General features: G+C 74.4%; 20 protein-coding genes. 11 read left to right on the forward strand and 9 right to left on the reverse strand.

What is annotated here, in order from left to right; translation table 11 throughout:
* Window positions 1-6 precede the first annotated feature (6 nt).
* The 9 genes from ACHZ99_RS24095 (at window position 7) to ACHZ99_RS24135 (ending at window position 12,654) form a co-directional block, all read left to right on the forward strand.
* Complete coding sequence (locus ACHZ99_RS24095) at window positions 7-1,539, forward strand: D-ribitol-5-phosphate cytidylyltransferase (protein ID WP_420306815.1); 1,533 nt, start codon at window positions 7-9, stop codon at window positions 1,537-1,539.
* Window positions 1,536-3,557: a hypothetical protein gene (locus tag ACHZ99_RS24100; RefSeq protein ID WP_420306816.1), complete on the forward strand. Its 2,022-nt coding sequence runs from the start codon at window positions 1,536-1,538 to the stop codon at window positions 3,555-3,557. The genes ACHZ99_RS24095 and ACHZ99_RS24100 overlap by 4 nt, the downstream gene beginning before the upstream one ends.
* A 14-nt stretch (window positions 3,558-3,571) precedes the next feature.
* On the forward strand, window positions 3,572-5,524 hold the full coding sequence (locus ACHZ99_RS24105; RefSeq protein WP_420306817.1) for a glycosyltransferase family 2 protein: 1,953 nt from the start codon (window positions 3,572-3,574) through the stop codon (window positions 5,522-5,524).
* 46 nt (window positions 5,525-5,570) lie between these two features.
* Window positions 5,571-7,775: an acyltransferase family protein gene (locus ACHZ99_RS24110; protein ID WP_420306818.1), complete on the forward strand. Its 2,205-nt coding sequence runs from the start codon at window positions 5,571-5,573 to the stop codon at window positions 7,773-7,775.
* Window positions 7,772-9,061 carry a hypothetical protein gene (locus tag ACHZ99_RS24115; RefSeq protein WP_420306819.1) on the forward strand — a complete coding sequence of 430 codons (1,290 nt, stop codon included), beginning with the start codon at window positions 7,772-7,774 and terminating at the stop codon, window positions 9,059-9,061. The genes ACHZ99_RS24110 and ACHZ99_RS24115 overlap by 4 nt, the downstream gene beginning before the upstream one ends.
* Before the next feature lie 27 nt (window positions 9,062-9,088).
* A complete protein-coding gene (locus tag ACHZ99_RS24120; RefSeq protein WP_420306820.1) occupies window positions 9,089-10,429 on the forward strand; it encodes a UDP-glucose dehydrogenase family protein in 1,341 nt (446 codons plus the stop codon).
* A gap of 29 nt (window positions 10,430-10,458) precedes the next feature.
* Entirely contained in the window at window positions 10,459-10,740 is a 282-nt protein-coding gene (locus tag ACHZ99_RS24125) for a hypothetical protein (protein WP_420306821.1), read from the forward strand.
* Window positions 10,740-11,846, forward strand: a complete 1,107-nt coding sequence (locus ACHZ99_RS24130) for a hypothetical protein (RefSeq protein ID WP_420306822.1) — start codon at window positions 10,740-10,742, stop codon at window positions 11,844-11,846. Before ACHZ99_RS24125 ends, ACHZ99_RS24130 begins: the two co-directional genes overlap by 1 nt.
* Window positions 11,847-11,922: 76 nt before the next feature.
* Entirely contained in the window at window positions 11,923-12,654 is a 732-nt protein-coding gene (locus ACHZ99_RS24135) for an MBL fold metallo-hydrolase (protein WP_420306823.1), read from the forward strand.
* A 27-nt stretch (window positions 12,655-12,681) separates the two neighbouring features.
* Here ACHZ99_RS24135 and ACHZ99_RS24140 read toward each other — a convergent pair whose 3' ends face one another.
* From ACHZ99_RS24140 to ACHZ99_RS24160, 5 genes are all read right to left on the reverse strand, one after another.
* On the reverse strand, window positions 12,682-13,266 hold the full coding sequence (locus ACHZ99_RS24140) for a TetR/AcrR family transcriptional regulator (RefSeq protein WP_420306824.1): 585 nt from the start codon (window positions 13,264-13,266) through the stop codon (window positions 12,682-12,684).
* A 37-nt stretch (window positions 13,267-13,303) separates the two neighbouring features.
* Window positions 13,304-14,587, reverse strand: coding sequence for a hypothetical protein (locus ACHZ99_RS24145; RefSeq protein ID WP_420306825.1), 1,284 nt, complete (start codon window positions 14,585-14,587; stop codon window positions 13,304-13,306).
* Entirely contained in the window at window positions 14,587-15,066 is a 480-nt protein-coding gene (locus ACHZ99_RS24150; protein ID WP_420306826.1) for a hypothetical protein, read from the reverse strand. The genes ACHZ99_RS24145 and ACHZ99_RS24150 overlap by 1 nt, the downstream gene beginning before the upstream one ends.
* Entirely contained in the window at window positions 15,063-17,213 is a 2,151-nt protein-coding gene (locus tag ACHZ99_RS24155) for a right-handed parallel beta-helix repeat-containing protein (protein WP_420306827.1), read from the reverse strand. Before ACHZ99_RS24155 ends, ACHZ99_RS24150 begins: the two co-directional genes overlap by 4 nt.
* Window positions 17,214-17,321: 108 nt before the next feature.
* A complete protein-coding gene (locus ACHZ99_RS24160; protein WP_420306829.1) occupies window positions 17,322-18,224 on the reverse strand; it encodes a lysozyme in 903 nt (300 codons plus the stop codon).
* Window positions 18,225-18,629: 405 nt separating this feature from the next.
* Between ACHZ99_RS24160 and ACHZ99_RS24165 the strand changes: the two genes are divergently transcribed.
* Together ACHZ99_RS24165 and ACHZ99_RS24170 are read left to right on the forward strand one after the other, a co-directional pair.
* On the forward strand, window positions 18,630-19,133 hold the full coding sequence (locus ACHZ99_RS24165) for an HAD domain-containing protein (protein ID WP_420306830.1): 504 nt from the start codon (window positions 18,630-18,632) through the stop codon (window positions 19,131-19,133).
* A 37-nt stretch (window positions 19,134-19,170) separates the two neighbouring features.
* The gene (locus ACHZ99_RS24170) at window positions 19,171-19,347 is read left to right on the forward strand and encodes a hypothetical protein (protein WP_420306831.1); all 177 of its coding nucleotides are present in this window, start codon (window positions 19,171-19,173) and stop codon (window positions 19,345-19,347) included.
* A gap of 15 nt (window positions 19,348-19,362) precedes the next feature.
* On the opposite strand, the gene ACHZ99_RS24175 is transcribed toward ACHZ99_RS24170, so the two are convergent.
* The 4 genes from ACHZ99_RS24175 to ACHZ99_RS24190 all read right to left on the reverse strand — a co-directional run bounded on the left by ACHZ99_RS24175 (window position 19,363) and on the right by ACHZ99_RS24190 (window position 26,394).
* A complete protein-coding gene (locus ACHZ99_RS24175; protein ID WP_420306832.1) occupies window positions 19,363-21,009 on the reverse strand; it encodes a serine/threonine-protein kinase in 1,647 nt (548 codons plus the stop codon).
* A 172-nt stretch (window positions 21,010-21,181) separates the two neighbouring features.
* The gene (locus tag ACHZ99_RS24180; protein ID WP_420306833.1) at window positions 21,182-23,038 is read right to left on the reverse strand and encodes an ABC transporter ATP-binding protein; all 1,857 of its coding nucleotides are present in this window, start codon (window positions 23,036-23,038) and stop codon (window positions 21,182-21,184) included.
* Window positions 23,035-24,984, reverse strand: coding sequence for an ABC transporter ATP-binding protein (locus tag ACHZ99_RS24185; protein ID WP_420306834.1), 1,950 nt, complete (start codon window positions 24,982-24,984; stop codon window positions 23,035-23,037). The genes ACHZ99_RS24180 and ACHZ99_RS24185 overlap by 4 nt, the downstream gene beginning before the upstream one ends.
* Before the next feature lie 33 nt (window positions 24,985-25,017).
* Complete coding sequence (locus ACHZ99_RS24190) at window positions 25,018-26,394, reverse strand: MFS transporter (protein ID WP_420306835.1); 1,377 nt, start codon at window positions 26,392-26,394, stop codon at window positions 25,018-25,020.
* Window positions 26,395-26,553 lie beyond the last annotated feature (159 nt).

Raw genomic sequence — 26,553 nt, forward strand, 5'->3', positions numbered from 1 at the left:
GCAGTAGTGTCGACAGGCGCCCCCACGGAGCCGGCAGCGAGCAGATCCGCCCAGGCCACCCGAACCACCGCCGTGGTACTGGCGGGTGGCACCGGGCAACGCGTGGGGCTCTCCATACCCAAGCAACTGCTGAAGATCGCGGGGAAGACGGTGATAGAGCACACACTCGCCGCCTTCGAGCAGGCCGACAGCATCGACGAGATCCTGGTCCTCATGGCCCCCGGCTACGTCGAGGACGTGGAGCGGATCGTCGCCAAGGCCGGCCTGACCAAGGTGCGGCAGGTGCTGGAGGGCGGGGACACCCGCAACGAGACCACCGAGCGCGCCATCGCCGCGGTCGGCGCCGGCCTCGCCGAGGGGGAGGACGCGAACGTCCTCTTCCACGACGCGGTACGCCCCCTGCTGTCCGCCCGGGTGATAGCCGACTGCGTCGCCGCCCTGGAGCGCTACCAGGCGGTGGACGTCGCCATCCCCTCCGCGGACACGATCATCGTCACCCGGCGGCACGGCGAGGACGGCGAGTTCATCACCGACGTCCCGGACCGCTCCCGGCTGCGCCGCGGGCAGACGCCGCAGGCGTTCAAGCTCTCCACCATCCGGCGGGCGTACGAGGTCGCCGCGGACGACCCGAACTTCCAGGCCACCGACGACTGCTCGGTGGTGCTGAAGTACCTGCCCGACGTGCCGATCCACGTGGTCGCGGGCGACGAGTACAACATGAAGGTCACCCACCCCGTCGACGTCTTCATCGCCGACAAGCTCTTCCAGCTCGGCTCCACCTCCGCCCCCGAGCACAGCGACGACGAGGCCCACCGCCGGCTCCTCGAAGGCCGTACGCTCGTCGTCTTCGGCGGCTCGTACGGCATCGGCGGCGACATCTGCGAGCTGGCCCGGGGCTACGGCGCCCACGTCTACGCCCTCGGCCGCTCCACCACCGGAACCCACGTGGAGAACCCCGCCGACATCGAGGAGGCGCTGCGCCGCGCCTACGACGAGACCGGCCGCATCGACTACGTCGTCAACACCGCCGGCGTGCTGCGCATCGGCCGGCTCGCCGACACCGACGACGCCGCCCTCGAAGAGGCCCTGCGGGTCAACTACCTCGCCCCGGTGCAGATAGCCCGCACCGCCCACAAGTACCTCGCCGAGACCCGCGGCCAGCTGCTCCTCTACACCTCCAGCAGCTACACCCGCGGCCGCGCCGAGTACAGCCTCTACTCCTCCACCAAGGCCGCCGTGGTCAACCTCACCCAGGCCCTCGCCGACGAGTGGGCGGGCGACGGCATCCGCGTCAACTGCGTCAACCCCGAGCGCACCGCCACGCCGATGCGCACCAAGGCGTTCGGCGAGGAGCCCGCCGGCTCGCTGCTGGCCTCCGAGGCCGTCGCCCGCACCTCCCTCGACGTGCTGCTCTCCCGGATGACCGGACACGTCATCGACGTACGCCAGCAGGATCCGACCCGCGGCTCCAACGTCGACCGCGCGCTGGCCGCCGTGCTCGACCGCAGCGAGGGCGGCGCCGAGGCGGGTGTGCGGTGACGGGCATATTCCTGCGCCTGCTCCGGGGCGGCAACGCCGGAGAGCTCGGCGCCGTCGCCGTGATGCTGGTCTCGTACCCGCTGATGCTGCTGGCCGCGCTGATCCCGAGCCTCGGCCTGTTCGCCGGCGCGGCCGTGGCGAGCTACGTCTCCGACCACTTCCTGCACCGCCGCGGCGCCTACCTGCTCAGCCAGCTCTCCCGCGCCCGCGCCGGCCTGACGCTGCGCTTCATGCTGCGCCAGCTGCTGCTCGTGCTGCTGCTGGCCCGGATGGGCGTCGCCGGCGACACCGTCGGGTACGAGGCCATCGCCTGCTTCGCGCTCGTCGCCACCCTCCAGGCGCCGCACAGCGGCATGCTCACGCTGCTGCGCAACCGCCGCAAGCTGCCCGTCGTCACCCGCAACATCGACCTGGCCCCGCTCGGCATCTCCGACGCCGCGCCCCGCTGGCTCACCCACCGCGCCGCCGAGAAGGTCCTGCACCTCGACCTGTTCGCGGTCACCGGCGTCCTCGTCGCCGCCGAGACCGGCCGCGGCGCGTACGGCTACGTGGGCACGGCCGTGACGCTGGGCCTGACGCTGCTGTACATCGGCGTGGTGATGTACCACCTGCGGCCCGGCGGGCTGCCGCCGAAGCGGGACGCGGTGCTGGAGTGGTTCGACGAGTGGCTGCGCGCCTACCGGCCGACCGTGGTGCTCTACTTCTCCGGCACCAAGGAGTCCACGTACCAGATCAACATGTGGCTGGAGACGCTGGAGGAGCTGGACGAGCGGCCCCTGCTCATCGTCCGCGAGCAGCACACGCTGCCCGGCCTGGCCTCCACCACCGTGCCGGTGGCGTGCGTGCCGTCCGCGGTGCACCTGATGAACATGGACCTGTCGTCGGTACGGGTCGCGCTCTACCCCGCCAACGTCGGCAAGAACATCCACCTGCTGCGGGTGCCCACGATGAAGCACGTCTTCATCGGCCACGGCGACAGCGACAAGGTCGCCAGCATCAACCCGTACGCCAAGGTCTACGACGAGGTGTGGACCGCCGGCCGGGCCGGCCGCGACCGCTACGCGCTGGCCGACGTCGGCGTCCGCGACGACGCCATCGTGGAGGTCGGCCGCCCGCAGCTGGCGTCGATCCGCCCCGCCGAGGCGCCCGCCGCGGGCCGCATCCCCACCCTCCTCTACGCGCCGACGTGGGAGGGGTGGACCGACGACCCCGGCAACACCTCGCTGATCCTGGCCGGCGAGAACATCGTCCGCCGGCTGCTGGCCGCCGAGGAGCCGGTGCGGGTGCTGTACAAGCCGCACCCGTTCACCGGCATGGTCAGCCCGCAGGCCAAGGCCGCCCACGAGCGCATCGTCGCCATGGTCGAGCAGGCCGGCGAGCGCCGCGCCGCCGAGCCCCGCTGGGTGCGCGCCGCCGCGGCCGAGCAGGCCGGGATGGAGGCCGCGCGGGCCGAGCTGGTGCGTATCGAGGCGCAGCTGGAGCGGCTCGACCGGACCGCCGACGAGTCCGCCGACGAGGCGCAGGCATCCCGCGACGCCGTGGTCGACCCGGCCCGGGAGGCGGAGGCCGCCCGGCTGAAGGAGGAGTGGAACGACGCCTACTGGCGCTCCTTCGGCTGGTGGGAGCACCGCGTCGTCACCGGCGACATGCCGCGGCTCTACGACTGCTTCAACGTCTCGCACGGCATGGTCTCCGACATCTCCAGCGTGGTGTCGGACTTCATCGCCAGCGGCAAGCCGTACGCGGTGACCGACTCGGCGGGCCTGGGGGAGCAGGAGTTCAAGCGGCAGAACACCGCGGTGCGGGCGGCCGTCGTCCTGGCCACCGACGCCGTCCGCCTCGACGACCTGCTGGCCGCCGTCCCCGACCCGGCGGCCGACCCGTTGCGCGCCGCGCGCGAGGAGCTCAAGGAGTACCTGCTCGGGCCCGACGAGCCCGCGTCCGTCGTCCGGTTCGGCGAAGCCGTGCGCGCGCTCGCGGAGAAGTCCGAGCGCCGCAACCTTGAGCGCGCAGTCTAAGGAGAACTTGCACGATGACATCGTCCGCGGCGGCCGCCGCATCCATACCCGACGTCACGGTGATCACCGGCGCGTACAACTCGATGCCGTACATCACCCGCAGCGTCACCTCGGTGCTGGAGCAGACCATCGGGGTCGACCGGCTGGAGATCCTCGTCATCAACGACGGCTCCACCGACGGCACCGGCGCCGAACTGGACCGGCTGGCCGCGGCGCACCCCCGGCTGACCGTCATCCACCAGGAGAACTCCGGCGGCCCCGCGGGCCCCCGCAACGTCGGGCTGGAGCGGGCCACCGGGCGGTACGTGTTCTTCCTCGACGCCGACGACTACCTCGGCCGCGAGACGCTGGCGCGGATGGTCGACACCGCCGACACCCACGGCACCGACGTCGTCGTCGGCAAGATGGTCGGCGTCAACGGCCGCGGCGCGCCGACGTCCATGTACCACCAGAACCTGGCCCGCACCGACGTGTTCAGCTCCCGCGTCTACTGGACGCTGAACCCGATGAAGCTCTTCCGCCGCGAGCTGGTCGAGCGCCACCGGCTGCGCTTCCGCCCCGAGCTGAAGGTCGGCCAGGACCAGCCGTTCACCAGCGCCGCGTACCTGCACGCCGACGGCATCAGCGTGATCGCCGACTACGACTGCGTGTACTGGGTCAAGCGCGACGACGGCGGCAACAACACCTCCGTCACCAAGGGCACCGCCCCGCGGATCCGCTTCCTGGAGGCCATGTTCGAGCTGGTCGGCGAGCAGGTGCCGGACGGCCCGCGGCGCCACCACCTGCTGGCCCGGCACTACAACATCGACCTGCCGAACACCATCCGCCAGCTGCGCCGCGAGAAGGACCCCGGCGACAAGCAGACGGCCTTCCAGGACATGCGCCTGCTGTTCGACCGGTGGTACACCGAGGGCGCGGCGGCCCGGCTGTCCGTCGTCGAGCGGCTGCTGATGGAGCTGGTCCGCCGCGGCGACCTCGACGACCTGCTCACCGCGTCGAAGTACCACCGCAAGTTGGGCGACCAGCAGGTGACGCACCTGGTGGAGGACGGCCGGGTGTACGCCCGGTACCCGTTCTTCCGCGACCCCGCCAGGAACATCCCGGACGAGTTCTACGACGTCACCGACGAGCTGCCCGTCCCGTTCCGCGTCGGCAAGGCCGTCCTCGACGCCGGGACCGGCGTCGTCCACCTCTCCGGCAAGGTCAAGGCGCCCGCGCCGGACGGCTGGGGCGCCCCGCCGGAGATGGTGCTCAAGCAGCGCGGCGGCATCGTCCAGCACCGGCTGCCGCTGTCGCTGGAGCCGCAGCAGGACGACGAGGGCTACCAGAACTTCCGGCTGGACATCGACCCGGCGACCGCCGCCGGCGGCGAGCCGCTCGCCGAGGCGCTCTGGGACCTCTCCCTGGCCTGCGGCGACGCCAACGTCACCCGGTTCGGCGACCAGCGGAGCCTGAGCCTGCTCAAGCAGCCGGCGACGCACGTCGCCGCCGCCCACGCCGGTTCCGGCCAGGTCGTCACCCTCTACGCGATCCGCTCCACCGGCCACGTCACGCTGGAGCTGGGCGAGATCAAGCACAAGGTGGAGAAGCGGTTCGAGGCCGAGGAGCAGGCCGAGAAGCGCCGCGACGAACTCGTCGTCGACGTGCGCGCCACCGTCACCGGGCTGCCCGCCGACGCGGTGCGGCTCGACGTCGAGGGCCCCGGCGTCACCGCCACCGCCGTCGCCCAGCCGGGCAAGACCTCCGGCGCCACCCGCACGTACCGGGCGAAGCTGCGGCTGCCGCGGGAGGCCCGCAAGCGGCGCGAGGACCTCACGCCGAAGGTCACCGTCCGCGCCGGCGCGCTGTCCTGGACCGTCCCGGTGCGCCGGGCGGAGCCCGCCCCGGCGGCCGCCGCCCCGCCGGCGGGCCGGGGCATCGCCACGGTGCTGCGCTCCGCCAAGTCCCGGCTCGCCGCGCGCAAGTGACGTCCGGCCCCACCCGACACCACCAGAACCGTCACCCGGAGGGTTGATGCACGGCCAGCAGGCCCCGGCGCTCGACGCGCCCGATCCGACCGAGCGCCGGCCCCGGCCGGACACCCGGTCGGCAGGCCACAGCCGCGGGTTCCGCCCCGACGTCGAGGGCCTGCGGGCCGTCGCCGTGGGCGTGGTGCTGCTGTACCACGCGGGCGTGCCGCTGATCTCCGGCGGCTACGTCGGCGTCGACGTCTTCTTCGTCATCTCCGGCTTCCTGATCACCGGGCTGCTGGTGCGCGAGCTGGAGCGCAGCGGGCGGATCTCCCTCACCGGGTTCTACGCCCGCCGCGCCCGCCGGCTGCTGCCGTCGACGGCCGTCGTGCTCGCGGCGGTCGCGCTGCTGGCCTGGCTGCTGATGTCGCCGGTGGAGCGCAAGACGGTCGCGAAGGACCTGGCCGCCGCGGCGCTGTACGTCGTCAACTGGCAGCAGGCGTCGCTGGCCGTCGACTACTCCGCGCTGGGCGCCGACGCCAGCCCCGTCCAGCACTTCTGGTCCCTCGCGGTCGAGGAGCAGTTCTACCTGGTCTGGCCGCTGCTGATCATCGCCATCGGCTGGTGGTGCACCCGCCGCGGCGGCAAGGCGGTGCGCCCGCGGCTGGCTCTGGCGCTCGGCGGCATCGCCGTGGCCTCGTTCGCGTACTCGGTCTACCTCACCCGGGAGGAGGCCGGCGCCGCGTACTTCTCCACCTTCACCCGCGGCTGGGAGCTGGCCGTCGGCGGGCTGCTGGCGCTGGTCCCGGCGGACGCCTGGCGGCGGCTGCCGGGACGCCTCGCGGGCGTCCTCGCCGCCGCCGGGCTGGCGGCCATCGCGGCGGCCGCCCTCGGCTTCTCCGACGAGACCCCGTTCCCCGGCTCCGCCGCCGCGCTGCCCGTGCTGGGCGCCGCCGCGGTCATCGCGGCCGGCGCCGCCCGGCAGGAGACCCTGGGCGGGCGGCTGCTGGGCACGGCGCCGATGCGGTACGTGGGGCGGATCTCGTACTCCTGGTACCTGTGGCACTGGCCGGCCGTCGCGTTCGCCACCGTCAAGTGGCCCGACATCACCACCGCGCAGCTGGCCGTCGTCGTCGCGGCCAGCTGGGTGCCCGCCGCGCTCACCCACAAGCTGGTGGAGGATCCCGTACGGGTCTCGCGCGCGCTCGCGCCGGTGGGCCGCGGCCTGGTCCTCGGCCTCGCCTGCACCGCCGCCGGCGCGCTGCTGGGCTGGCTGACCTGGGCCACCGTGCCGACGATGAAGCTCGCCGACCCCGACCAGGCCGTCGGTGCCGCCGCGCTCAAGGACTCCATGAAGGTCCAGGAGTCCGCCGCCGTGCTCAGCCCGCTGCCCGAGGACGCCGACGCCGACGAGGGCGAGGTGTACGAGACGGGCTGCCACGCCGGACAGCGGGACACCGAGGCCAGGGGCTGCCTCTACGTCAACGACGCGGACCGCACCGGCGACGGCAGCCGGGCCCTCCGGCACGGCCATACCGTCATCGAGGACACGGACGGCGGCGCCCGGGTAATGGAGGGGGTGGAGGTCGACGTCGTGCTCTTCGGCGACTCGCACGCCGCCCAGTACGCGCCGGCCCTGCTGAAGGTCGCCGAGCGGCGCGCATGGAACGTCGCCGTGATCACCAAGTCCGCCTGCACCCCCGCCAGGACGACCATCTACAACCGGCAGTACGAGCGCGCGTACACCGAGTGCGACGCCTGGCGCGCCAGCGCGGTGGAGCACATCACGGCCAGCGACCCCGGACTGGTGCTCGTCGGCAACCGCGACGACCAGGCGGCGATGGACGGCGACGACAAGCTCGACGGCGAGGAGAACACCGCGGCCCTGCGCGACGGGATGGCCGCCACGCTGGGCGAGCTGAAGGACTCCGGCACCCGGGTCATGGCCCTCGCCGACATCCCGTACCCGCCGGAGGACATACCGTCGTGCGTGTCGGCCAACACCGACCAGCTGACGGACTGCGCCTTCCCGCTGCGCGAAGGGCTGGAGTACGAGCAGGTCACCCCCCAGGCCGCCGAGCGGGCCGGGGTCCGGACCATCGACCTCGCGCCCGAGCTGTGCCCGGACGGGACCTGCCCCGCCGTCATCGGCAACGTGATCGTCTACCGGGCCGGCGAGCACATCACCGAGACGTACATGGAGACGCTCACGGGATGGCTGGACGACCAGCTGCCGGAGAACGTCCGAGAAGAGAAGGACTCCCGATGACGACACCGCCGACGCAGCCGACGCCGACGCTGGTGCCCACGGTGCCGCGCGGAGGCCGCATCCTCCACGTCGGCCCGCACAAGACCGGCACCACCGCCCTGCAGGGCGCGTTCCACAGCGCCCGCGACCGGCTGCCCGCGTACGACGTCGTCTACGCGGGCACCCACCGGCAGCCCGTCTCGGCGGCGCTCGCCAAGATCGGGGTGGAGTTCCCGGGCCCGGCGGGCACGCCCGTACGCGAGCACCTCGACGTGTTCCTGCAGCGCGACCGGCCGGGCATGGACCGCTGGCACAAGCTGCTGGAGCAGTGCGAGCAGGCCGGCGACCGGCGCGTGGTCATCAGCACCGAGTACTTCTCCAACGCCGCCGACGACGCCGCCCGCGAGGTCGTCGCCGAACTCGGCGGCGGGGAGCGGGTGCACGTCGTCGTCACGCTGCGGCCGCTGCTGAAGATCCTGCCGTCGCAGTGGCAGCAGTACGTGCGCAACGGGCTGCGCTCGACGTACGAGGACTGGCTGGAGGAGATGTTCCACCGGGAGCCGTACATCGAGCCGACGCCCAGCTTCTGGCGCCGGCACCGGCACGACGAGCTGATCGCCCGCTGGGCGGCGGCCGCCGGCCCGGAGAACGTGACCGTCCTGGTGCAGGACGAGAGTGACCAGCAGATGCAGCTGCGGGTCTTCGAGGAGATGGCCGGGCTGCCCTCCGGGTTCCTCGTCTACGACACGAAGGACAACCGGTCGATGACCCACGGCGAGGCCGAGCTGGTCCGGCTCCTCAACGAGGAGTCGCACCGCCGCGGCTGGTCCGTGGAGCGGCACGGCAAGGTCGTGCGCGCCGGGGCGCTGCGCCGGATGCGCGACAAGTACCAGCCCGCCCGCGACGAGGCGCGCGTCGCCACCCCCGAGTGGGCGGTGGCCGAGGCCACCGCGCTGGCCGAGGAGATGACCGCCGCCATCGCCGGCCTCGGCGTCAACGTCGTCGGCGACCTGGCCTCGCTGGCGAAGCGGCCCGGCACACCGCCCGCCGCCCCCGCGCAGGCGACGGTCCCGGCCGCCGCGGCCGCCCAGGCGGTCATCGGCGCGCTGCTGGCGCAGTCGTCGCTCGACACCAAGGCCGCCGCGGCGGCGAAGGACACCGCCGGGAAGGGCCCCTCCGGGCCCGCCGGCGCGTCCGCCGCCACCCCGGGGCCGACGTCCGCCGCCGGCCGCTCCGGCGGTCGCGGCGGCCCCACCGACCTGCTGCGGAGCGCCGCCCGGCGCGGGCTCCGCCGTATCCGCCGATAGTTCGACTACTTCGAAGGACCTGCACGGATGTCGCTGAGAATCACTGTGATCGGGACGGGGTACCTCGGTGCCACGCACGCCGCCGCGATGGCGGAGCTGGGCTTCGAGGTGCTGGGCCTGGACGTGGTCAAGGAGAAGGTCGAGCTGCTGTCCTCGGGCCGGGTGCCGATGTACGAGCCCGGCCTGGAGGAGCTGCTGCGCAAGCACGTCGCCGGGATCGAGGGCTCGACCGGCCGGCTGCGCTTCACCACGGACTGGGACGAGCTGGCCGCGTTCGGCGACGTGCACTTCGTGTGCGTGAACACGCCGCAGAAGCAGGGCGAGTACGGCTGCGACATGAGTTATGTCGACGCCGCGGTGGACACCCTCGCGCCGCGTCTGGACCGGCCGTGTCTGGTGGTGGGGAAGTCGACGGTGCCGGTCGGTTCCGCGGCGCGGCTGGCGCGGCGGCTGGCCGAGCTGGCGCCGGCGGGGGAGCAGGCGGAGCTGGCGTGGAACCCGGAGTTCCTGCGCGAGGGCTTCGCGGTGGAGGACACCCTGCGTCCGGACCGCATCGTCGTCGGCGTGGCGAGCGAGCGCGCCGAGGAGATACTGCGGGAGGTCTATGCCGGGCCGGTCGCAGACGGTACGCCGTTCGTGACGGCGGACTATCCGACCGCGGAGCTGGTGAAGACCTCGGCGAACGCGTTTCTGGCCACGAAGATCTCGTTCATCAACGCCATGGCGGAGGTGTGCGAGGCCGCGGGGGGCGATGTCGTCAAGCTCGCCGAGGCCATCGGCTACGACGACCGGATCGGCAGGAAGTTCCTGCGCGCCGGCGTCGGCTTCGGCGGCGGCTGCCTGCCCAAGGACATCCGCGCCTTCATGGCCCGCGCCGGCGAGCTGGGCGTGGACCAGGCGCTGACGTTCCTGCGCGAGGTCGACTCGATCAACATGCGCCGCCGCGCCCACATGGTCGAGCTCGCCCGCGAAGCCTGCGGCGACACCTTCCTGGGCCGGCGCATCGCCGTCCTGGGCGCCGCGTTCAAACCCGACTCCGACGACGTCCGCGACTCCCCCGCCCTCAACGTCGCCGGCCAGATCCACCTCCAGGGCGGCCAGGTCACCGTCTACGACCCCAAGGGCATGGACAACGCCCGCCGGGAGTTCCCCACCCTGCGCTACGCCGACTCCGCCGAAGACGCGGTCCGCGGCGCGGACGTCGTGCTGCACCTGACCGAGTGGCCGGAGTTCCGCGACCTCGACCCCGGGCGGCTCGCCCGGGCCGCGGCCACCCCCCACCTGATCGACGGCCGGAACACCCTGGACCCGGCGCCGTGGCGCGCCGCGGGCTGGACGTTCCGCGCCATGGGACGCCCCGCCCTCTGAGCCCCGCACCCGACAGGACCACCCCCACCATGAAGAACCTCCCCGTCCGCGGCGGCAAGAGCCGGCAGGGCCCCGGGGAGCGCGCGGCGGGGACGCACGACCGGTACGACGCCTTCGCCGTGCCGCCCGCCCGGGAGCGCGGAGCCGGCCAAGACCCGGCGGCCTCCGCGCGGCCGGGGGGCGGCTACGGTGGCGGTGACTGTTTGCACGGCTACCGCCGCGCCCGGCCGCACGAGCGGGTCACCGCCCACGACGTGCGGCCGAGGGGGCGCCTCGACGCCGCCTCCACGGGCCGGGGAGGGAGGAACTGATGCCGCAGGGGCAGGGCGTGCTCCCGCCGGGTGCCCGGCTGGTGCACATCGGGCCGCACAAGACCGGCACCACGACGTTGCAGGGAGCCTTCCACCGCGGGCGGCGGGCGCTCGCCGCCCACGGCGTACGGTACGCCGGCCGCACCCGGCAGCCCGCGCACGCCGCCGCGGCCATCGCCGGCGGCACGCCCGTCAACAGCCTGGAGGCGCCGAGCATGGCGCACTGGGAGCAGCTGTGCGCGGAGGTCGCCCGCGCGGGGCGGCGCCGCCGGGTCGTCGTCAGCAGCGAGCGCTTCGCCAACGCCGACGACGACACGGCGCGGGCGGTCGTCGACGGGCTCGGCGGGAAGCGGGTGCACGTCGTCGTCACGCTGCGGCCGCTGCTGAAGATCCTGCCGTCGCAGTGGCAGGAGTACATCAAGTCCGGCCACCACCACACGTACGAGAAGTTCCTCGACGGCATGCTGCGCAGGCCGCCGTACGACAAGCCGACGCCGTCGTTCTGGCGGCGGCACCGGCACGACGAGCTGGTGGCCCGCTGGGCGAAGGCGGCCGGCCCGGAGAACCTGACGGTGGTCGTGGTCGACCAGGGCGATCCGCTGTGGCAGCTGCGGGCCTTCGAGGGCCTGCTGGGGCTGCCGGACGGGCTGCTGGAGCCGGAGCGGGACGGGCTGACCAACCGGTCGCTGACCGCCGCGGAGGTGGAGATACTCCGGCAGGTCAACCAGGAGCTGTCCCGGAGCCGGCGGCCGGCGGTGGAGCGCAAGCTGGTGCGCGAGGCGCTGGTGCGCGAGCTGCGCGGGGCGTACGTGCCGGAGAAGGACGCGGCGCGGATCGCCACGCCGGCGTGGGCGCGGCGCGCCGCGGCCGCGGTGAGCGCCGAGATGGTCGCGGGGATCCGCGCGTCGGGGGTACGGGTCCTGGGAGACCTGGACTCGCTGGTGCCGGCGGCCGGTGCGGACGGTGGCGCGGGCGGCGACGCGGACCGGCCGGACGGGCCGGACGAGCCGGACGGGCGTGACGCCGCGGGCGCGGCCCGGCTGCCGGTGTCCGCGGTGTACGCGGCGGTGGCGGGCGCGCTGGCAGCGGCGGACCCGTCCGCGTAGGACCCGGGACGGGGCCGCGGACGCGGCATGGAGTCCGGGTCCTGACCCTGTAGGCCGCGGAGAGGGAGGCGGGCGGATGGCCGAGGCGGTGCCGGCGCTGGTCCGGATCACGGAGCGGGTGTGGCTCTGGCCGCACCACCCGGACCCGGACCGGGTCCAGGCGGCCGTCGGGGTGATCGCCGGCGACGACGGCTGCCTGCTCGTCGACGCCGGCCACAGCCCCGCGCTGGCCCGCCGGATCGCCCGCGCCCTCGGCGGCGCGGGCCTGCCCCGGGCGCGCGGCGTCGTCTACACCCACCACCACTGGGACCACGTCTGGGGCGCGCAGGCGTGGGGCGTACCGGCCGTCGCGCACGAGCTGACGGCCGAGGCACTGCGCGCCGAGGCGGCGAAGCCGTGGTCCGAGGCGTACCTGCGGGCCCAGACGGCCCGCGACCCGCGGCTGGCGCCGAGCTACGGCGCGCGCTCGCGCGCGATGGCGGCGGACGGCTGGGACTCCTTCCGCGTCGTGCCGCCCGACGAGACGTTCACCGGCCGCCACCGCGTCCGCCTCGCCGGGGTCACCGTCGAGCTGGAGCACGTCGGCGGCGGCCACGCCGCCGACTCGACGGTCGTACGGGTCCCGTCCGAGGGCGTGCTGTTCCTGGGCGACTGCTTCTACCCGCCGCCGTACCACCTGCGGGGGCCGGACGCGGGGCCGGACCTGGAGCTGGCGCGGAGCCTGGTGGACGAGGCGTACGAGTGGTACGTGGAGAGCCACGACGCGCCGCGGCGCCGGGCGGAGGCGAAGGCGGCGCTCGGAGGCTGACCCGGGCCCGCGCCGCGCCCCGGTGCCTCAGTCCAGCGTGCGCGACAGGTACGCGTGCAGCAGCGTCCGCGTCTCCCGCAGCAGCGCGGCGTCGCCGTCCGGGTCGGTGCGGAAGGCGAGTTGGAGCAGCGCGTCGGCCGCCTCGACGGCCACCAGGCAGGAGCGCCGGAGCGCGGCCGTCACCGGCAGCGAGAGCCGCTCGGCGAGGATGTCGCACAGCCGGGCCGCGACCGGGTCGTTGGCCTCGAAGTCCACCTGCGCGAAGCCGGGGACCGTGCGCATCATCGCGACGTACTCCGCGAGCATCGAGTCCAGGATGCGGCGCCAGCCGGCCCGCGCGGGCTCGGCGGCCAGCCGGCGGGTGACGCGGGCGGTGAAGTCGTCGAGGTTGCGGGCGGCGAGCGCGTCGGCGAGAGCCCGCTTGTTGGGGAAGAAGCGGTAGACCGAGCCGATGGGGACGCCCGCGCGGTCGGCGACGGCGCTGGTGGTGAGGTCCTCGTAGCCGGTCTCGTCGAGGAGTTCGGCGCAGGCGTCGAGGATCCGGGCCAGCCGCTCGGCGCTGCGCTGCTGGACGGGGGTGCGGCGGAGGGAGGGGGTGCTCACGCCGTCCATGGTGCCGGACCTCCGTTCCGTACGGGCTGCGTACGGGCTACGCGGCCAGCAGCAGCGTCAGGCCGCCGACCGTGTAGCAGACCATCAGCGCCAGCAGCGGCAGTTGGCCGGCGACCGCGCGGGCGGGCGGGAAGAGGCGGACGGCGCGGTCGTGGGCGGCGACAACGCCGAGGACGTGGCCGGTGACGACGGCGGTGACCTGGAGCGCGGCGAGGCCGCCGGGGGTCAGCGGAGGGTCGGCCGGGGGCGGGTTGTCAGTGCCGGATGCGATCGTGACGGTACGTGGTCCTTCGGTGACGAAGAGCGTGAAGTAGTGGGCGACGAGATAGCCGAGCGCGATCGGCAGGAGGGAGTGGGCGAAGGCGGACAGCGGGTGGTCGAGGCGGCCGGCGACCAGGCGTACGGCCGCGGCGCAGGCGGCGTACAGGACGGCGACGAGGGCGACGGCGGCGAGCAGCCCGAGCGTGGCGGTGGCGGTGCGGCCGGGGGCGGCGGTCTGCAGCGTGCCGATCCACGCGGGGGCGGCGGAGAAGCCGTCGTAGGCGGTGGAGCCGAGGAGGACGCACAGGACGGCGGTCAGTCCCGGGACGGCGGGGGTGGTGTCGAGTCCGGCGAGAGGGGAGCGGAGGACGAGCACGCCGTCGGCGGGACGGCGGCCGACCGGAGCCAGCCGGCCGAGCAGGGTGCTGTACGCCTCGAAGGGGTCGCAGCGCGCGAACCAGCGGTCGCCGTAGACCGCCGCGCCGGTGAGCTGGACGGCGGCGTGCGCGGCGAGGAACGCCGACAGGGCGGCGGTGGCGGCCGGTTCGGGGGCGGCCAGCTCCAGCCAGGTGAAGGCCAGCAGCCCGGCGGCCGCGGGCCGGTGGCCGAGCCGGGCGGGCAGCGGGCGGCCGGCGGCGGGGTCGCGGCGCAGGGCGCGGCAGGCGAGGGCGTGCAGGGTGCGGAGCGGGTTGAGCGGGCGCCAGACGGGGCCGAGGAGGAGGGAGGCGGGGACGAGGCCGACCCAGAGGAGCACGTAGACCGCGCCGGGCGCCGGGTTGCGGGCGGGGTCGTCGGGGCCGAGGAGCAGGTGGCCGGCGACGAACGCGGCGGCGGCGAGTCCGGCGCCCGCGGCGGTGCGGCGCAGGGCGGGCGCGCCGGCGAGGCGCTGGACGGCGCGGGGGAGGGGACGGCCGGCGGTGGCGCCGGTGTAGCGGGGGGCGGGCCAGAGGAGGCCGAGGGCGAGGAAGGAGACGAGGAGGGCGGCGAAGCCGCCGGCGTAGGCGTAGAAGGCGGGTATGGGCAGGTCCTGGGTGCCGCCGACGCCGTGGGCGAGCGGCATCAGCGCACCATGAGCTGGGTGAGGACGAGGCCGGAGCCGTGCGTCTCGACGTCGAACACGCCGGTGCGGTCGGCGGTGAACGTCAGCTCGGCGGGCGCGCCGGCGCGCAGCTCGGCGGTCTCGTCGTAGCCGTGGACGTGGAGTTCGTCGTCGGTGTCGCTGGTGACGCGCAGGGTGACGGGATCGCCGGCCGCCACCTCCACGCGCCCGGGCGCGGGGGTGACCCGCCCGTCCCGTACCGCGATCTCGACGGTGGTGCCGGCGTCCGAGCCGTTGGCGCCGCGGTCGGGCACGTCGGTGGCGGGCGGGACGGAACCGGTGGCGACCTCGTGGCCGGTGCCGGGCTCGTGGTGGGTGTCGCCGCGGGCGCAGCCGGCGGCGAGGAGGGCGCCGGCCAGCAGGAGCGCCACGGCGGCGGCCAGGCGTCCGGCGGGGGAGCGGGAGGAGGCGGGGGCGGGGGAGAGAGGGCGGCGGCTCATGCGAGCCCGGCTTCCGGCGCCGGGCCGCCGGCGCCCGGCCGGGGCCCCGGGCCCGGCCCGGGACCCGCCGGACCCGCGCCGGGACCCGCCGCCGGTTCCTCCGCCGACCGCTCCGCCGCGCCCGCCGCGGGCGTGCGGCGGGCCACCGCGACGACCGCCCAGACCACCCACACCAGCCCCAGCAGCGTCCGCAGCCACGCCGGGCTCAGCGGGATCCACGGGATCAGCAGCACCGCCTTGTCGAAGGCGTCCAGCAGCGTCAGCACGCCCATCGCCACCGTCACCCCCGTGAACCCCGGCCGCCCGCCGCGCAGCCGGACCCGCAGCCGCAGCCCGGTCGCCGTCCACCACGCGCCCGTCAGCACCAGCGCGATCACCGGCAGCCACGTGTGCGCGTACGAGCCCGCCGCCCCCACCACGCCGAGCACCAGCCCCGCCGCCCCCGCCGCCGCGGCGCCCCCGGCCACCGCGTCGTGCCGCAGCAGCCGCCACCACAGCACCCCGCCGACCAGCCCCAGCACCACCGCCGCGGCCAGCGCGAGCTGCACCTCGATCCGCTCGATGCCGCGCGCCCCGTACCAGTCGCACCCCGCCGGCAGCTTCCGCGCCTCGACGTCGTACTCCGCGCACACCAGCAGCTGCGCCAGCTTCACCGGCTCGCCGAGGATCCGGTCCGAGCCGCCCGAGACGTCGCCGGGCCGGTCCCCGCACTCCGGCAGCGTGCGCGGGCTGGTCGCGCCCACGTCCCCCTGCCAGCAGTTGCCCTCGCCCTGCCCGTCCCAGTACACGTCGGTCTTGTTGGGCCGTTCGTTCCCCGCGCGGTCGACGCCGAGGTGGTTGTCCGCGTAGCGGTTGTGGTGCGAGGTGTCGAGCTGCTTGCCGAGCGCGCCCTCGCCGCGGATGAACGCGGGGACGGCGTTGAGGTAGAACGCCGTGCGCTGGTGCCCGTAGATCCAGTTGTCCCGGTAGATGTTCCAGTTGCCGCCCGCGGTGATGATGCCGGTCCCCGGCGGCATGGATATCTGCGGGCAGACCACGCCCTGCTCGTAGCCGCGCTCGGCGGGCGGCTTGGCGCAGGTGCCGTCGGCGACGTACGGGTAGTAGTTCTGGTTGTTGTCGTGGATCAGGTTCCGCTCGAACTTCGCGTGGTTCTGCGGCAGTCCGGGGTGGCCGGGGAAGGCGCTGTCCATGGAGGCGCCGCCCATGTTGTGGTCGAACTCGTTGTCGTGCACCCAGACCGAGTCGCCCGCGGTGCCGGAGTAGCCGACCATGTTGTGGTGGCTGCGGCAGCCGGTGATCTCGATGGCGTAGCGCGGGACGTCGTAGCCGCGTCCGTCGTTGATGTCGGAGGCGCTGCCGGGGTAGATGCCGGAGTCGCCGTTGCCGTACGACTCGCAGTCCCGGTACAGGCCGTGGTCGGAGGCGAAGGTCAGGAAGCCGTACTCGTCGTTCCAGCGGGTGAGCACGTCGTCGATGACGAACCCGTCCGCGGCCAGCACGTACAGCGAGTTGAACGTGGAGCGCTGGGCGGTGAAGTTGCGGAAGTAGACGCCGTCGGCGGAGTCCGCGCGGATGACGTTGAGCTTGCGGTACTGGCCGTCGATGACGACGTCGCCGCGGTCGGCGCCGGTGCCCTCGATCTGCAGGTCGCGCTTGCCCATGATGGCGACGAGGTTCTGGTTGTGCGGGCAGCGCTTCTGCTGCGCGTACGACAGGATCTGGTACCCGAAGCCGGACCGCGGGGCCGTCAGGCGCGCGCAGGCGCCCGTGGGCGCCGGGCGGCTGGGCTCCTCCAGGTAGACGCCGGGCAGGACGGCGATGGTCATGCCGGGCTCGTCGACGGCGTCGACGGCCTGCTGGAGGTGCTCGAAGCCGCCGTGTTCGCGGCAGCGCTCGTAGAGCCGCAGGTTGCGCGCGCGCAGGGCGGCGGGGAAGTCGGCGACGCGCTGGGCGAAGTCCGCCCGCCCGGGCTTGCACACCAGCAGGTCGGGCTCCTCGTCGCGGTACTCCGGCACGCTGCCGGTGCCGTCGGGGAACTCGACGGGGCGCTCCTCGTGTGCGGCGGCGGGCGCGGCGGGGAGCAGCAGCGCGCCGAGTGCGGCGAGCGGGAGCAGGGCCGTTCGGACCTTGCGTGTCCACGACGACATGGCGGAAGAGTAGAGCAACTTTCAGCTTTTGTGACCCCTCGCGCCCGGCCCGCGCGAAAGGGGCCGGCCGTCGCCCGGCCGGCCCCTCCGCCGCACTCCGCCCCGGGGTTACGGGGTGTTGTTCGCCAGCGCGAGCAGCCGCGAGCTGCTGCCGTTGAACTTGTCGCGGTCGACGTTGCCGGAGATCCCGGCGACCCGGCCGGTGCTCGTGTACTGCCACACCGTGTAGAAGGGGAAGCCGCTCGGGATGGTCGGGCTGTGCGCGGACGTCCAGTGCGCGACCCACAGCGGGCTGCGGTTCGCCATGCCGCTCCAGCGTCCGGTGCAGTCGTTCCACCAGCTCGGGCTGGTGTAGATGACGACGTCGCGCGTGGTCCTCGCCTTGTACGTGTTGTAGAAGTCGAGGATCCAGTTGCGCATCGCGGACTCCGAGAGCCCGTAGCACTTTGCGCCGGACGGGTTGGACTCGATGTCCAGCACGCCGGGCAGCGTCCGGTTGTCCCGCGACCAGGCGCCGCCGTTGGAGGCGAAGAACCTGGCCTGGGCCGCGCCGCTGGAGGAGTTCGGCCGGGCGAAGTGGTACGCGCCCCGGATGACGCCGGCGTGGTACGCCGCCGGGTAGTTGCGGTTGAACGACGGGTCCTTGTACGTGGTCCCCTCGGTCGCCTTCATCCAGGCGAACTGGATGCCGGAGTTGCGGACGGACGTCCAGTTGATGGTGCCCTGCCAGTGCGAGACGTCGATTCCCTGGACGCCGCTGGTGTGGTCCAGCGGGCTGTACTCGGGGGACGACTGCTGCTTTTCGACCCCCATGCCCATGTAGGCGTGGCCCAGGGGCACGGGGTTCTTCTTCTTGGTGTCGCTGCCGGCCGCCGGTGAGGATGCGGCGGACGGCGAGGTGAGCCCCGCGACCATGGCGAGGGACGCGCCGAGGACGACGGCGGCGCCGGCGCGGGTGCGGCGGGCGCGGCCGGAGAAGAGGCGGTGGGTGAGTGATCTGTGCAAGTGCATCGCGGCCTCCTGGCACTCGTGTGCTCTGTGGGGGTGGGGAGAGGCGGTGCTGGGTGATGCTCGTACGGACAGACCGGTGTTCTGATGCGAACACGACAAGAGTGACGCATAGGAACGCCTGCCTGAGAAGGGGGGACCGCCACCCTTTATGGTCCAGTCCAGTGACGCGTGCGCTGAGCTGCGGTTACCGGAGAGGAAATCGTCAACTTTCATGGTGTGAAAGCCGAAACGAAGAATAGCATTCCGGTCACGGAGCGTGCCAGAGCAGACACGCTGTGCACCTTCCCGGTCGCCCCGCCTCTTCCCCCCGGCGAACCGCACACCCCACCCGTCACGTTGACGCCCTCCCGCCCCGCCGCCGGGCCGCCGGACGCCGGCGGGTGCCGCGGGCGCTAGCGTGCGGCCGTGACCGGTTCCGTACGCCCGCTGCTCTTCCTCGACGTCGACGGCCCCCTCATCCCCTTCGGACCCACGTGGCACGGCCGCCCCCGCCGCGGCGCCCGGCTGGCGACCGGCACGGGCAATCCGCTCCTGGCCAGGGTCGAGCCGGCCGACGGGCCCCGGCTGGCCGCGCTGCCGTGCGAACTGGTGTGGGCGACGACCTGGCTGGCCGACGCCAACGAGTGCGTCGCGCCGCTCCTCGGCCTGCCGGAGCTGCCGGTGGTCGGCATCCCCGAGGACGACGACGGGGGCGGACGCGGCGGCGTGCACTGGAAGACCCCGCTCCTGGTCGACTGGGCGGCCGGGCGGCCCTTCGCCTGGGTCGACGACGAGATCACCGCGGCCGACCGCGACTGGGTGGCCGCCCACCACCCACAACGGGCCCTCCTGCACCGCGTCGACCCCGGCCGCGGCCTGACCGACGCGGACTTCGCCGCCCTCGACTCCTGGCTTCGGGAGGCGCGGTAGCGGTGTATCCGCCACGGGAGCGGAAATAACCGCATACATGTCAAAATTCTTGGGCTGGGTGTGCGGGCTCGCCGTCGTGATCGCCCTCGTCATCTGGAGCGCGATCGCCGTTCAGTGGATGGACGAAGGATGCGACGCCGCCGAGGCGTACCAGGCGGTCTTCGAGCACGGGACGCCGGAGGGACTGGAGGCGCTGCCGGCCTGTGCCGGGTGAGACCGGCGTCGGCCGTCAGCGGGGGTGGAGCAGGATCCGGTCCTCCATCTCGCCGAGGACCTCGCGGGCGCGGGCGTCGTACTCCGGGGTGTCGGGGTACTCCACGCGGAAGTACACCTCCTCTCCCCGGTCGTCCTGGACCCCGCGTTCGATCCGGCGGTGCCGGGTGCCCCGGGCGGAGTCGTCCTTGTGGTACGTCACCTCGAAGCCCAGGCCGGGCAGTCCCAGCAGCGTCAGGCCGCCGACCCCGGTGCTGCGGACCGCGCCCATGGTGCCGTCCGCTCCGTCCAGGTACCAGCCGAGCTGGTCCCGCAGGCTCTGCCGGATCGGCTTGGCGACGTCGAACTCGTGGTAGACGCTGATCACGAGCTGGTCGCCGGGGCCGTAGTAGATCATGCCTTCGCCCTCGTTGTCGGAGGCGGTGAAGTCGTCCGGGACGGGCACGACCATGCGGTAGCGGGTCTCGCGTGCCTGATGCCAGCCCGGGGGGAGCGGGGAGGTGTCCGCCGGGGTGCGCGGTAACCGGGCCGGTTCCCCGGGCTCCCCGGCGCCGGGCGCACCGGGCGCGCCGGACGCCGGGGGCGACGAGGGGCTCCGCTCGGGCCCGCCCGCCGTCCCGGCGTTCGAGTCCCGCCCGCCGTCCGGCCCGTCCAGCCACAGCGCGCCGGCGATCAGCAGCATCGCGAACGCGACGCAGGCGGCCGCCACGAGCGCCGGACGCCGCAGCGACCGCCGTCGCCCGCCGCCCCCCGCGGGGTGCGGGGCGCCCGGACCGCGGCCACCCGGCTCCGGCGCGGCCGGGGCCTCGGACGGGGCCTGCGGGCCCGCAGCCGCCGCCGGGCCCCGGCTCAGCGGCGCCAGTTCGGCGGCCACCGCCGCGGCCGAGTCCGGACGGGCGTCCGGGGACTTGGCCAGGAGGCGCATCGTCAGGGCGTCCAGGGCGGGCGGGACGCCCGGACGCACCAGGCCCGGGGCCGTGGGCTGTTCCGTGACATGGGCGACGAACTGGCCGTAGGCGTCCCGGTCTCCGAACGGGGGCCGGCCCGTGAGGAGCTCGTACAGCAGGCAGCCCACCGAATAGAGGTCGCTGCGGTGGTCCAGCGAGCCGCCCCGGATCTGCTCCGGTGACATCCAGGGGACGCTGCCCACGACCAGGTCGCGGCTGAGCCGCTCCAGACCGTGCCTCGGGTGGAACAGGGCGATCCCGAAATCCAGGACCTTGACCGTGCCGTCCGGGGTCAGGATCGCGTTGGCGGGCTTGATGTCGCGGTGGATCACCCCCGCCGCGTGGGCCGCCTCCAGCGCGGTGCACACCTGGCGCACCCAGTCCGCCGCGACGTCGGGCCGCGGCGGCGCGCCCGCCCGCAGCACCGCGTCGAGGGTTTCCCCCGCGACCCGCTCCATGACGACGAAGACCGCGTCGCCGTCCCGGCCGAAGTCGTGGACCGTGACGACGTGGGGGTTCTCCGCCAGCCCCGCCGCCGCCCGCGCCTCCCGCTCCAGCCGGGCCACGGCGTCCGGGGCGACGCCCGCGCCCGACAGCACCTTCACCGCCACCGTCCGGTGCAGCACCCGGTCGCGCGCCGCCCAGACCACCCCCATACCGCCCGCGCTGATGCGTTCCGTCAACTCGTAGCGCCCGCCCAGCAGGTGCACCGTCATGCCCGCCCCTCCCCGGGAGCCGCACCGGCCGGACGGCGCCGTGGCGGTCGTGCCCGTCCCACCGGATCGCCGAGCCCCCCGCGACCACGGGTGTGATCCTAGTTACTGAGCGCAGTCGATGCCATGGGGCGCTGACCCGTCCGCTCTCCTCCCGGCCCGCACCGGCGCCGGGTCAGGCCGTGCTGTCGAGCCACGCCTGGTGCAGCGCCGCGAAGCGGCCGCGGTCGGCGATCAGCGTGGCCGGGGGGCCGTCCTCGACCACGCGGCCCTGCGCCATCACCAGCACCCGGTCCGCGATCTCCACCGTCGACAGGCGGTGCGCGATGACCACCGCCGTACGGCCGCGCAGGACCGTGTGCATCGCCTGCTGCACCGCCTGTTCGCCCGGGATGTCCAGCGACGACGTGGCCTCGTCGAGGATCACCACCGCCGGGTCCGCCAGCAGCGCGCGGGCGAACGCGACCAGCTGGCGCTGGCCCGCCGAGATCCGGCCGCCGCGCTTGCGCACGTCGGTGTCGTAGCCGTCGGGGAGCGCCGCGATGAACTCGTGGGCGCCCAGCGCCTTCGCCGCCGCCTCGATCTCCGCGCGGGTCGCGTCCGGACGGCCGATCGCGATGTTCTCCGCCACCGTGCCCGAGAACAGGAACGCCTCCTGGGTGACCATCACCACCCCGCGCCGCAGGTCCGCGTTCGCGATCTCCCGCAGGTCCACCCCGTCCAGCAGCACCCGGCCCGCGCTCGGGTCGTAGAACCGCGCCAGCAGCTTCGCCAGCGTCGACTTCCCCGCGCCCGTCGAGCCGACCACCGCGACCGTCTGCCCGGCCGGGACGGTCAGGTCGAAGCGGGGCAGCACCTCGCCGCCCGTACGGTACGAGAAGCCGACGCCCTCGAAGCGCACCTCGCGGCCCGGCAGCCCGTCCGCGCGCGCCGGCAGCGGGCGCGGCTCCGCGGGCTCGGCGACGCCCGGACGCTGCGCCAGCAGCCCGGCGATCTTCGTCAGCGACGCCGCCGCCGACTGGTAGGAGTTGAGGAACATCCCGAGCCGGTCGATCGGGTCGTACAGCCGCCGCAGATACAGCACCGCCGCGGCCAGCACCCCCAGCGCCAGGCCGCCCTCCGCCACCCGGTACGCGCCCCACAGCACGATCGCCGCCACCGCGACGTTCGCGGTCAGCCGGGAGGAGACGACGTAACGGGCCATCTCCAGGATGGAGTCGCCGTTGACGCGCTCGTGGCGCCCGTTGAGCCGGTCGAAGTCCGCGTCGTTCGCGCGCTCCCGGCGGAACGCCTGCACCGGCCGGATGCCGTTCATCGTCTCGACGAACTTCACGATCACCTGGGCGATCGCCGTCGACCGCTTCGTGTAGATCCTGATCGAACGCCGCTGGAAGTTGCGTATCAGCGCGTACAGCGGCACGAACGACAGCAGCGCCGCGCCCCCCAGCCCCAGGTCCAGCCAGAGCAGCAGCGCGGAGATGTAGACGACCTGGAGGACGACGACGATCAACTCCTGCAACCCCTCGCTCAGCAGCTCGCGCAGCGACTCCACGTCGCTGGTGGAGCGGGAGATGAGCCGGCCGGAGGTGTAGCGGTCGTGGAAGTCGACGTCGAGCGCCTGCGCGTGCCGGAAGATGCGGCCGCGCAGGTCCAGCAGCACGTCCTGGTTGATCCGCGCGGCGGCGCGCACGAAGGTGTGCTGCAACAGCCCGGAGGCCACCGCGCAGACCGCGTACGCGATGCCGACCGCGATCAGCGGGCCGTGGTCGTCGCGGCGCAGCGCGGGCACCGCGTGGTCGATGGCGTACGCGACGAGCAGCGGGCCGGCCTGCACCGCGGCCTGTTGCAGCAGGATCAGCGCGGCCGCCGACGCGACGCGGCGGCGGTGCGCGGCGAGCAGCGAGCCCAGCAGGGTGCGGGACGCGCCCTCGGGGGCGGGCAGGAGGTCCTGGTCGAACGGGTCGCCGTGGGGGCGCGGGCGGTCCTCGTCCGGCTCCTCGCCGCCCGGCCTCTCGGTGACCGCCGCCGTCATCGCCGCTCCCCCTCGTCGTCGTCCCCGGCCGCGGGCCCGTCCCCGGCCCGCGGCTGCTCCTCGTCCGGTACGCCCGCCATCAGCGCGCGGTACTCCGCGCTGCTCCGCAGCAGCTCGTCGTGCGTCCCCACCGCCGCGATCCGGCCGCCGGACAGCAGCGCCACCCGGTCGGCCAGCAGCACCGTCGACGGCCGGTGGGCCACCACCAGCGCCGTGGTCGTCGCCAGCACGCGCCGCAGCGCCGCCTCGACCAGCGCCTCGGTGTGCACGTCGAGCGCCGACAGCGGGTCGTCCAGCACGAGGAACCGCGGCCGGCCCACGATCGCCCGGGCCAGCGCGAGACGCTGGCGCTGGCCGCCGGAGAGGCTGAGGCCCTGCTCGCCGACCTCCGTGCGGTGGCCGTCCGGCAGCCGGTGGACGAAGTCGGCCTGCGCGACGTCCAGCGCCCGCAGCAGGTCGTGCTCCTCGGCCTCGTACGAGCCCATGAGCACGTTCTCGCCGGCGGTGGCGGAGAACAGCGTCGGCTCCTCGAACGCCACGGCGACCAGCTCGCGCAGCTCGTCGCGGGGCAGCCCGGTGATGTCCCGGCCGTCGAGGCTGATGCGGCCGGCCGTCGGCTCGTACAGCCGCGGGACGAGCGCGGTGAGGGTGGTCTTGCCGCTGCCGGTGGCGCCGACGAGGGCGAGGGTCTCGCCGGAGCGCACGTGCAGGTCGACGCCGTCGAGTACGGGGGCGGCCGCGGGGCCGGCGTCGGGGTGGCGGAAGACGACGCAAGCGAAGCGGATGCCGTCGGGGGCGGACCCCTTGCGCTGCGCCGGGACGGAGGCCGTCGCGGCCGCCGCGCGGGCCGGGGCCGCCGGGCCGTCCGCCGCGTCGGCCTCCGGCTCGTCCATCACCTCGAAGTAGCGGTCCGCCGCCGTCGCCGCCTCGTTGCACATCGCCAGCAGGAACCCGATCGACTCCACCGGCCAGCGCAGCGCCATCGCCGTGGACAGGAACGCCACCAGCGTCCCGGCCGACAGGTCGCCGTCCGCGACCTGCACCGTCCCCAGCACCAGCGCCGCGCCGACCGCCAGCTCCGGCAGCGTCATGATCAGCGCCCAGATCCCGGCCAGCAGCCGCGCCTTGTGCAGCTCGGTGGCGCGCAGCTCGTGGGTCAGCCGGCGGAACGCCCGCGCCTGGCTGCGGTGCCGGCCGAAGCCCTTGACGATGCGGATGCCGAGCACCGCCTCCTCGACCACCGTCGTCAGGTCGCCGACCTGGTCCTGCGCCCGGCGCGCGGCGCCGAAGAAGCGCCGCTCGAACGCCGAGCAGAGCGCCACCAGCGGGATCACCGGCGCCAGCAGCACCAGCCCGAGCGTCCACTCCTGGACGAGCAGCACGGCGCAGCCGACCGCGATGGTCGTGCCGTTGACGACCAGGAACGTCAGCGGGAAGGCCAGGAACATCCGGATGAGCTGCAGGTCCGTCGTGCCGCGGGAGAGCAGCTGGCCGGAGGGCCAGCGGTCGTGGAAGGACACCGGCAGCCGCTGGAGCCGCCGGTACAGGCTCGCCCGCATCGACGCCTCCACCCCGGCCAGCGGCCGGGCCACCAGCCAGCGGCGGAAGCCGAACAGCGCCGCCTCGGCGACGCCGAGGGCGAGGATCAGCAGCCCGCCGAGCCACACGCCGGCCGGGTCCGAGTCGGCCACCGGGCCGTCCACGAGCCACTTGAGCACCAGCGGGATGACCAGCCCGATGCACGACGCGACGATCGCCACGCCGGCCGCCGAGAACAGCCGCACCCGCACCGGGCGGACGTACGGCCACAGGCGCAGCAGCGAGCGCACCGCGGAGCGGTCCGGCCCGCCGTCCCCCGCGTCGGCGGCGGTGCCGGCGGTGTCCGGGGTGTCGGCTGCGGTGTCGGCGGGATCGGGCTCTTCGGTGCGTGGGGCGGCGGCAGGCATCGCCCCGAGCCTACGTAAGGGCAGGCCGGGAGCTCACCCCGTTTTCCCTTCTCCCGGTCCGCCGGCCACCCGGGCGCCCGGCCGCGGGGGCCCGCCGGTCACCGGCTCCCCGCGGCGGCCGTCCACCCGGCGCAGGTTGCGTATCGCCGGTACGGACAGCAGCGCGACCGCCGCCGTCAGCCCCAGCGCGCCGTTGGCCACCAGCACCTCGTGCGCGCCGAGCACCCCGGCCGCCGGCCCGGCCAGCGCGTTGCCGACGGGCAGCATGGCGACCGAGCCGGCGATCTCGTACGCGTTGACCCGGCTCAGCGCCGCGGGCGGCACCTGCGTCTGCACGCTCGTCGACCACATCACGCTCCAGAACGCCATCGCCGCCCCGGACACCGCCATCCCCCCGGCGATCGCCGGCACCGGCAGCCGCAGCCCCACCGCCGCCGCCTGGGCGCCGACGCCGAGCAGCGCCACCGCCCCGGCGCGCAGCGGACGCACGGGCCGCAGCCGCATCGCGACCAGCCCGCCGACGACCATCCCGGCGCCCATCACCGAGTTCACGACGCCGTACGCCCCGGCCCCGTACTCCTCGACCACCTCCGCCGCCACCAGCGGCACCGACGGGCCCCAGGAGGCGATCATGTAGAACATCCAGACCGCGATGACCCCCCACATCCAGGTGCGGGAGGAGAACTCGCGCCAGCCCTCCACCAGGTCGGCCCGGAACACGCGCCCGCGTTCGCCCTTCGCCGGCCGGGCCGGCGCGGCGACGCCGCCCCCGTCGTCCGCCGGGCGGGGCGGCAGCCGCAGCAGCGCCAGGCACAGCGCGCTCACGGCGTACGTCCCGGCGTGCGCCACGTACACGCCGCCGGCCGAGGTGAGGCCGACCAGCGCGCCCGCCGCCGCGGGCCCGGCGAGGGTCATCGCCGACTCGGCCGTACGGATCGAGGCGTTGGCGCCCTGCACGTCGTCGGCGATCCGCGGGATGATGCCGGCGATGCCCGGCTGGAACATCGCGCCCGCGGTGCCGTGCAGCGCGGAGAGCACGCAGACCTGCCAGAGCACCACGTCGCCGGCGAGGAAGAGCCCGGCCATCGCCAGCTGGGTGCCGACCCGGGCGAGGTCGGCGCCGATCATCACGGTACGGGCGTTGAACCGGTCCGCGAACACCCCGCCGAAGATGACGAAACCGGCGAAACAGGCCGTCATCGACGCCATCGCCAGGCCGACCTCCCCGGCGCCGTACCCGGCCATGATCAGTCCGGCGGCGAGCGCGACGGGCGCCATCATGTCGCCGAGCCGGGCGATGGCGCGGGCGACGAAGAAGAGCCCGAACTCGCGGCTGCGGAGCGTACGGCGCGGCGGGCCGGGCAGCGCCCGGGCGGGGTCGGAGGCTGGGGCGGAGGAGTCGGAGGTCATCGGGTTGCAGTGTCACCCGGCGGCCCCCGGAATGTCATCGGATTATCGTGCCGACGCCCGGCCGCGGGGCCGGCGCGGCAGGGCATCAGTTGGGACCGAACGGTGACAATCGCGTGGCCTTACTTCCGCGTGGCCGGGGATACCTTGAACGTCAAGGCG

This window comes from Streptomyces sp. MAR4 CNX-425 (assembly GCF_048656465.1).
Classification (GTDB): domain Bacteria; phylum Actinomycetota; class Actinomycetes; order Streptomycetales; family Streptomycetaceae; genus Streptomyces.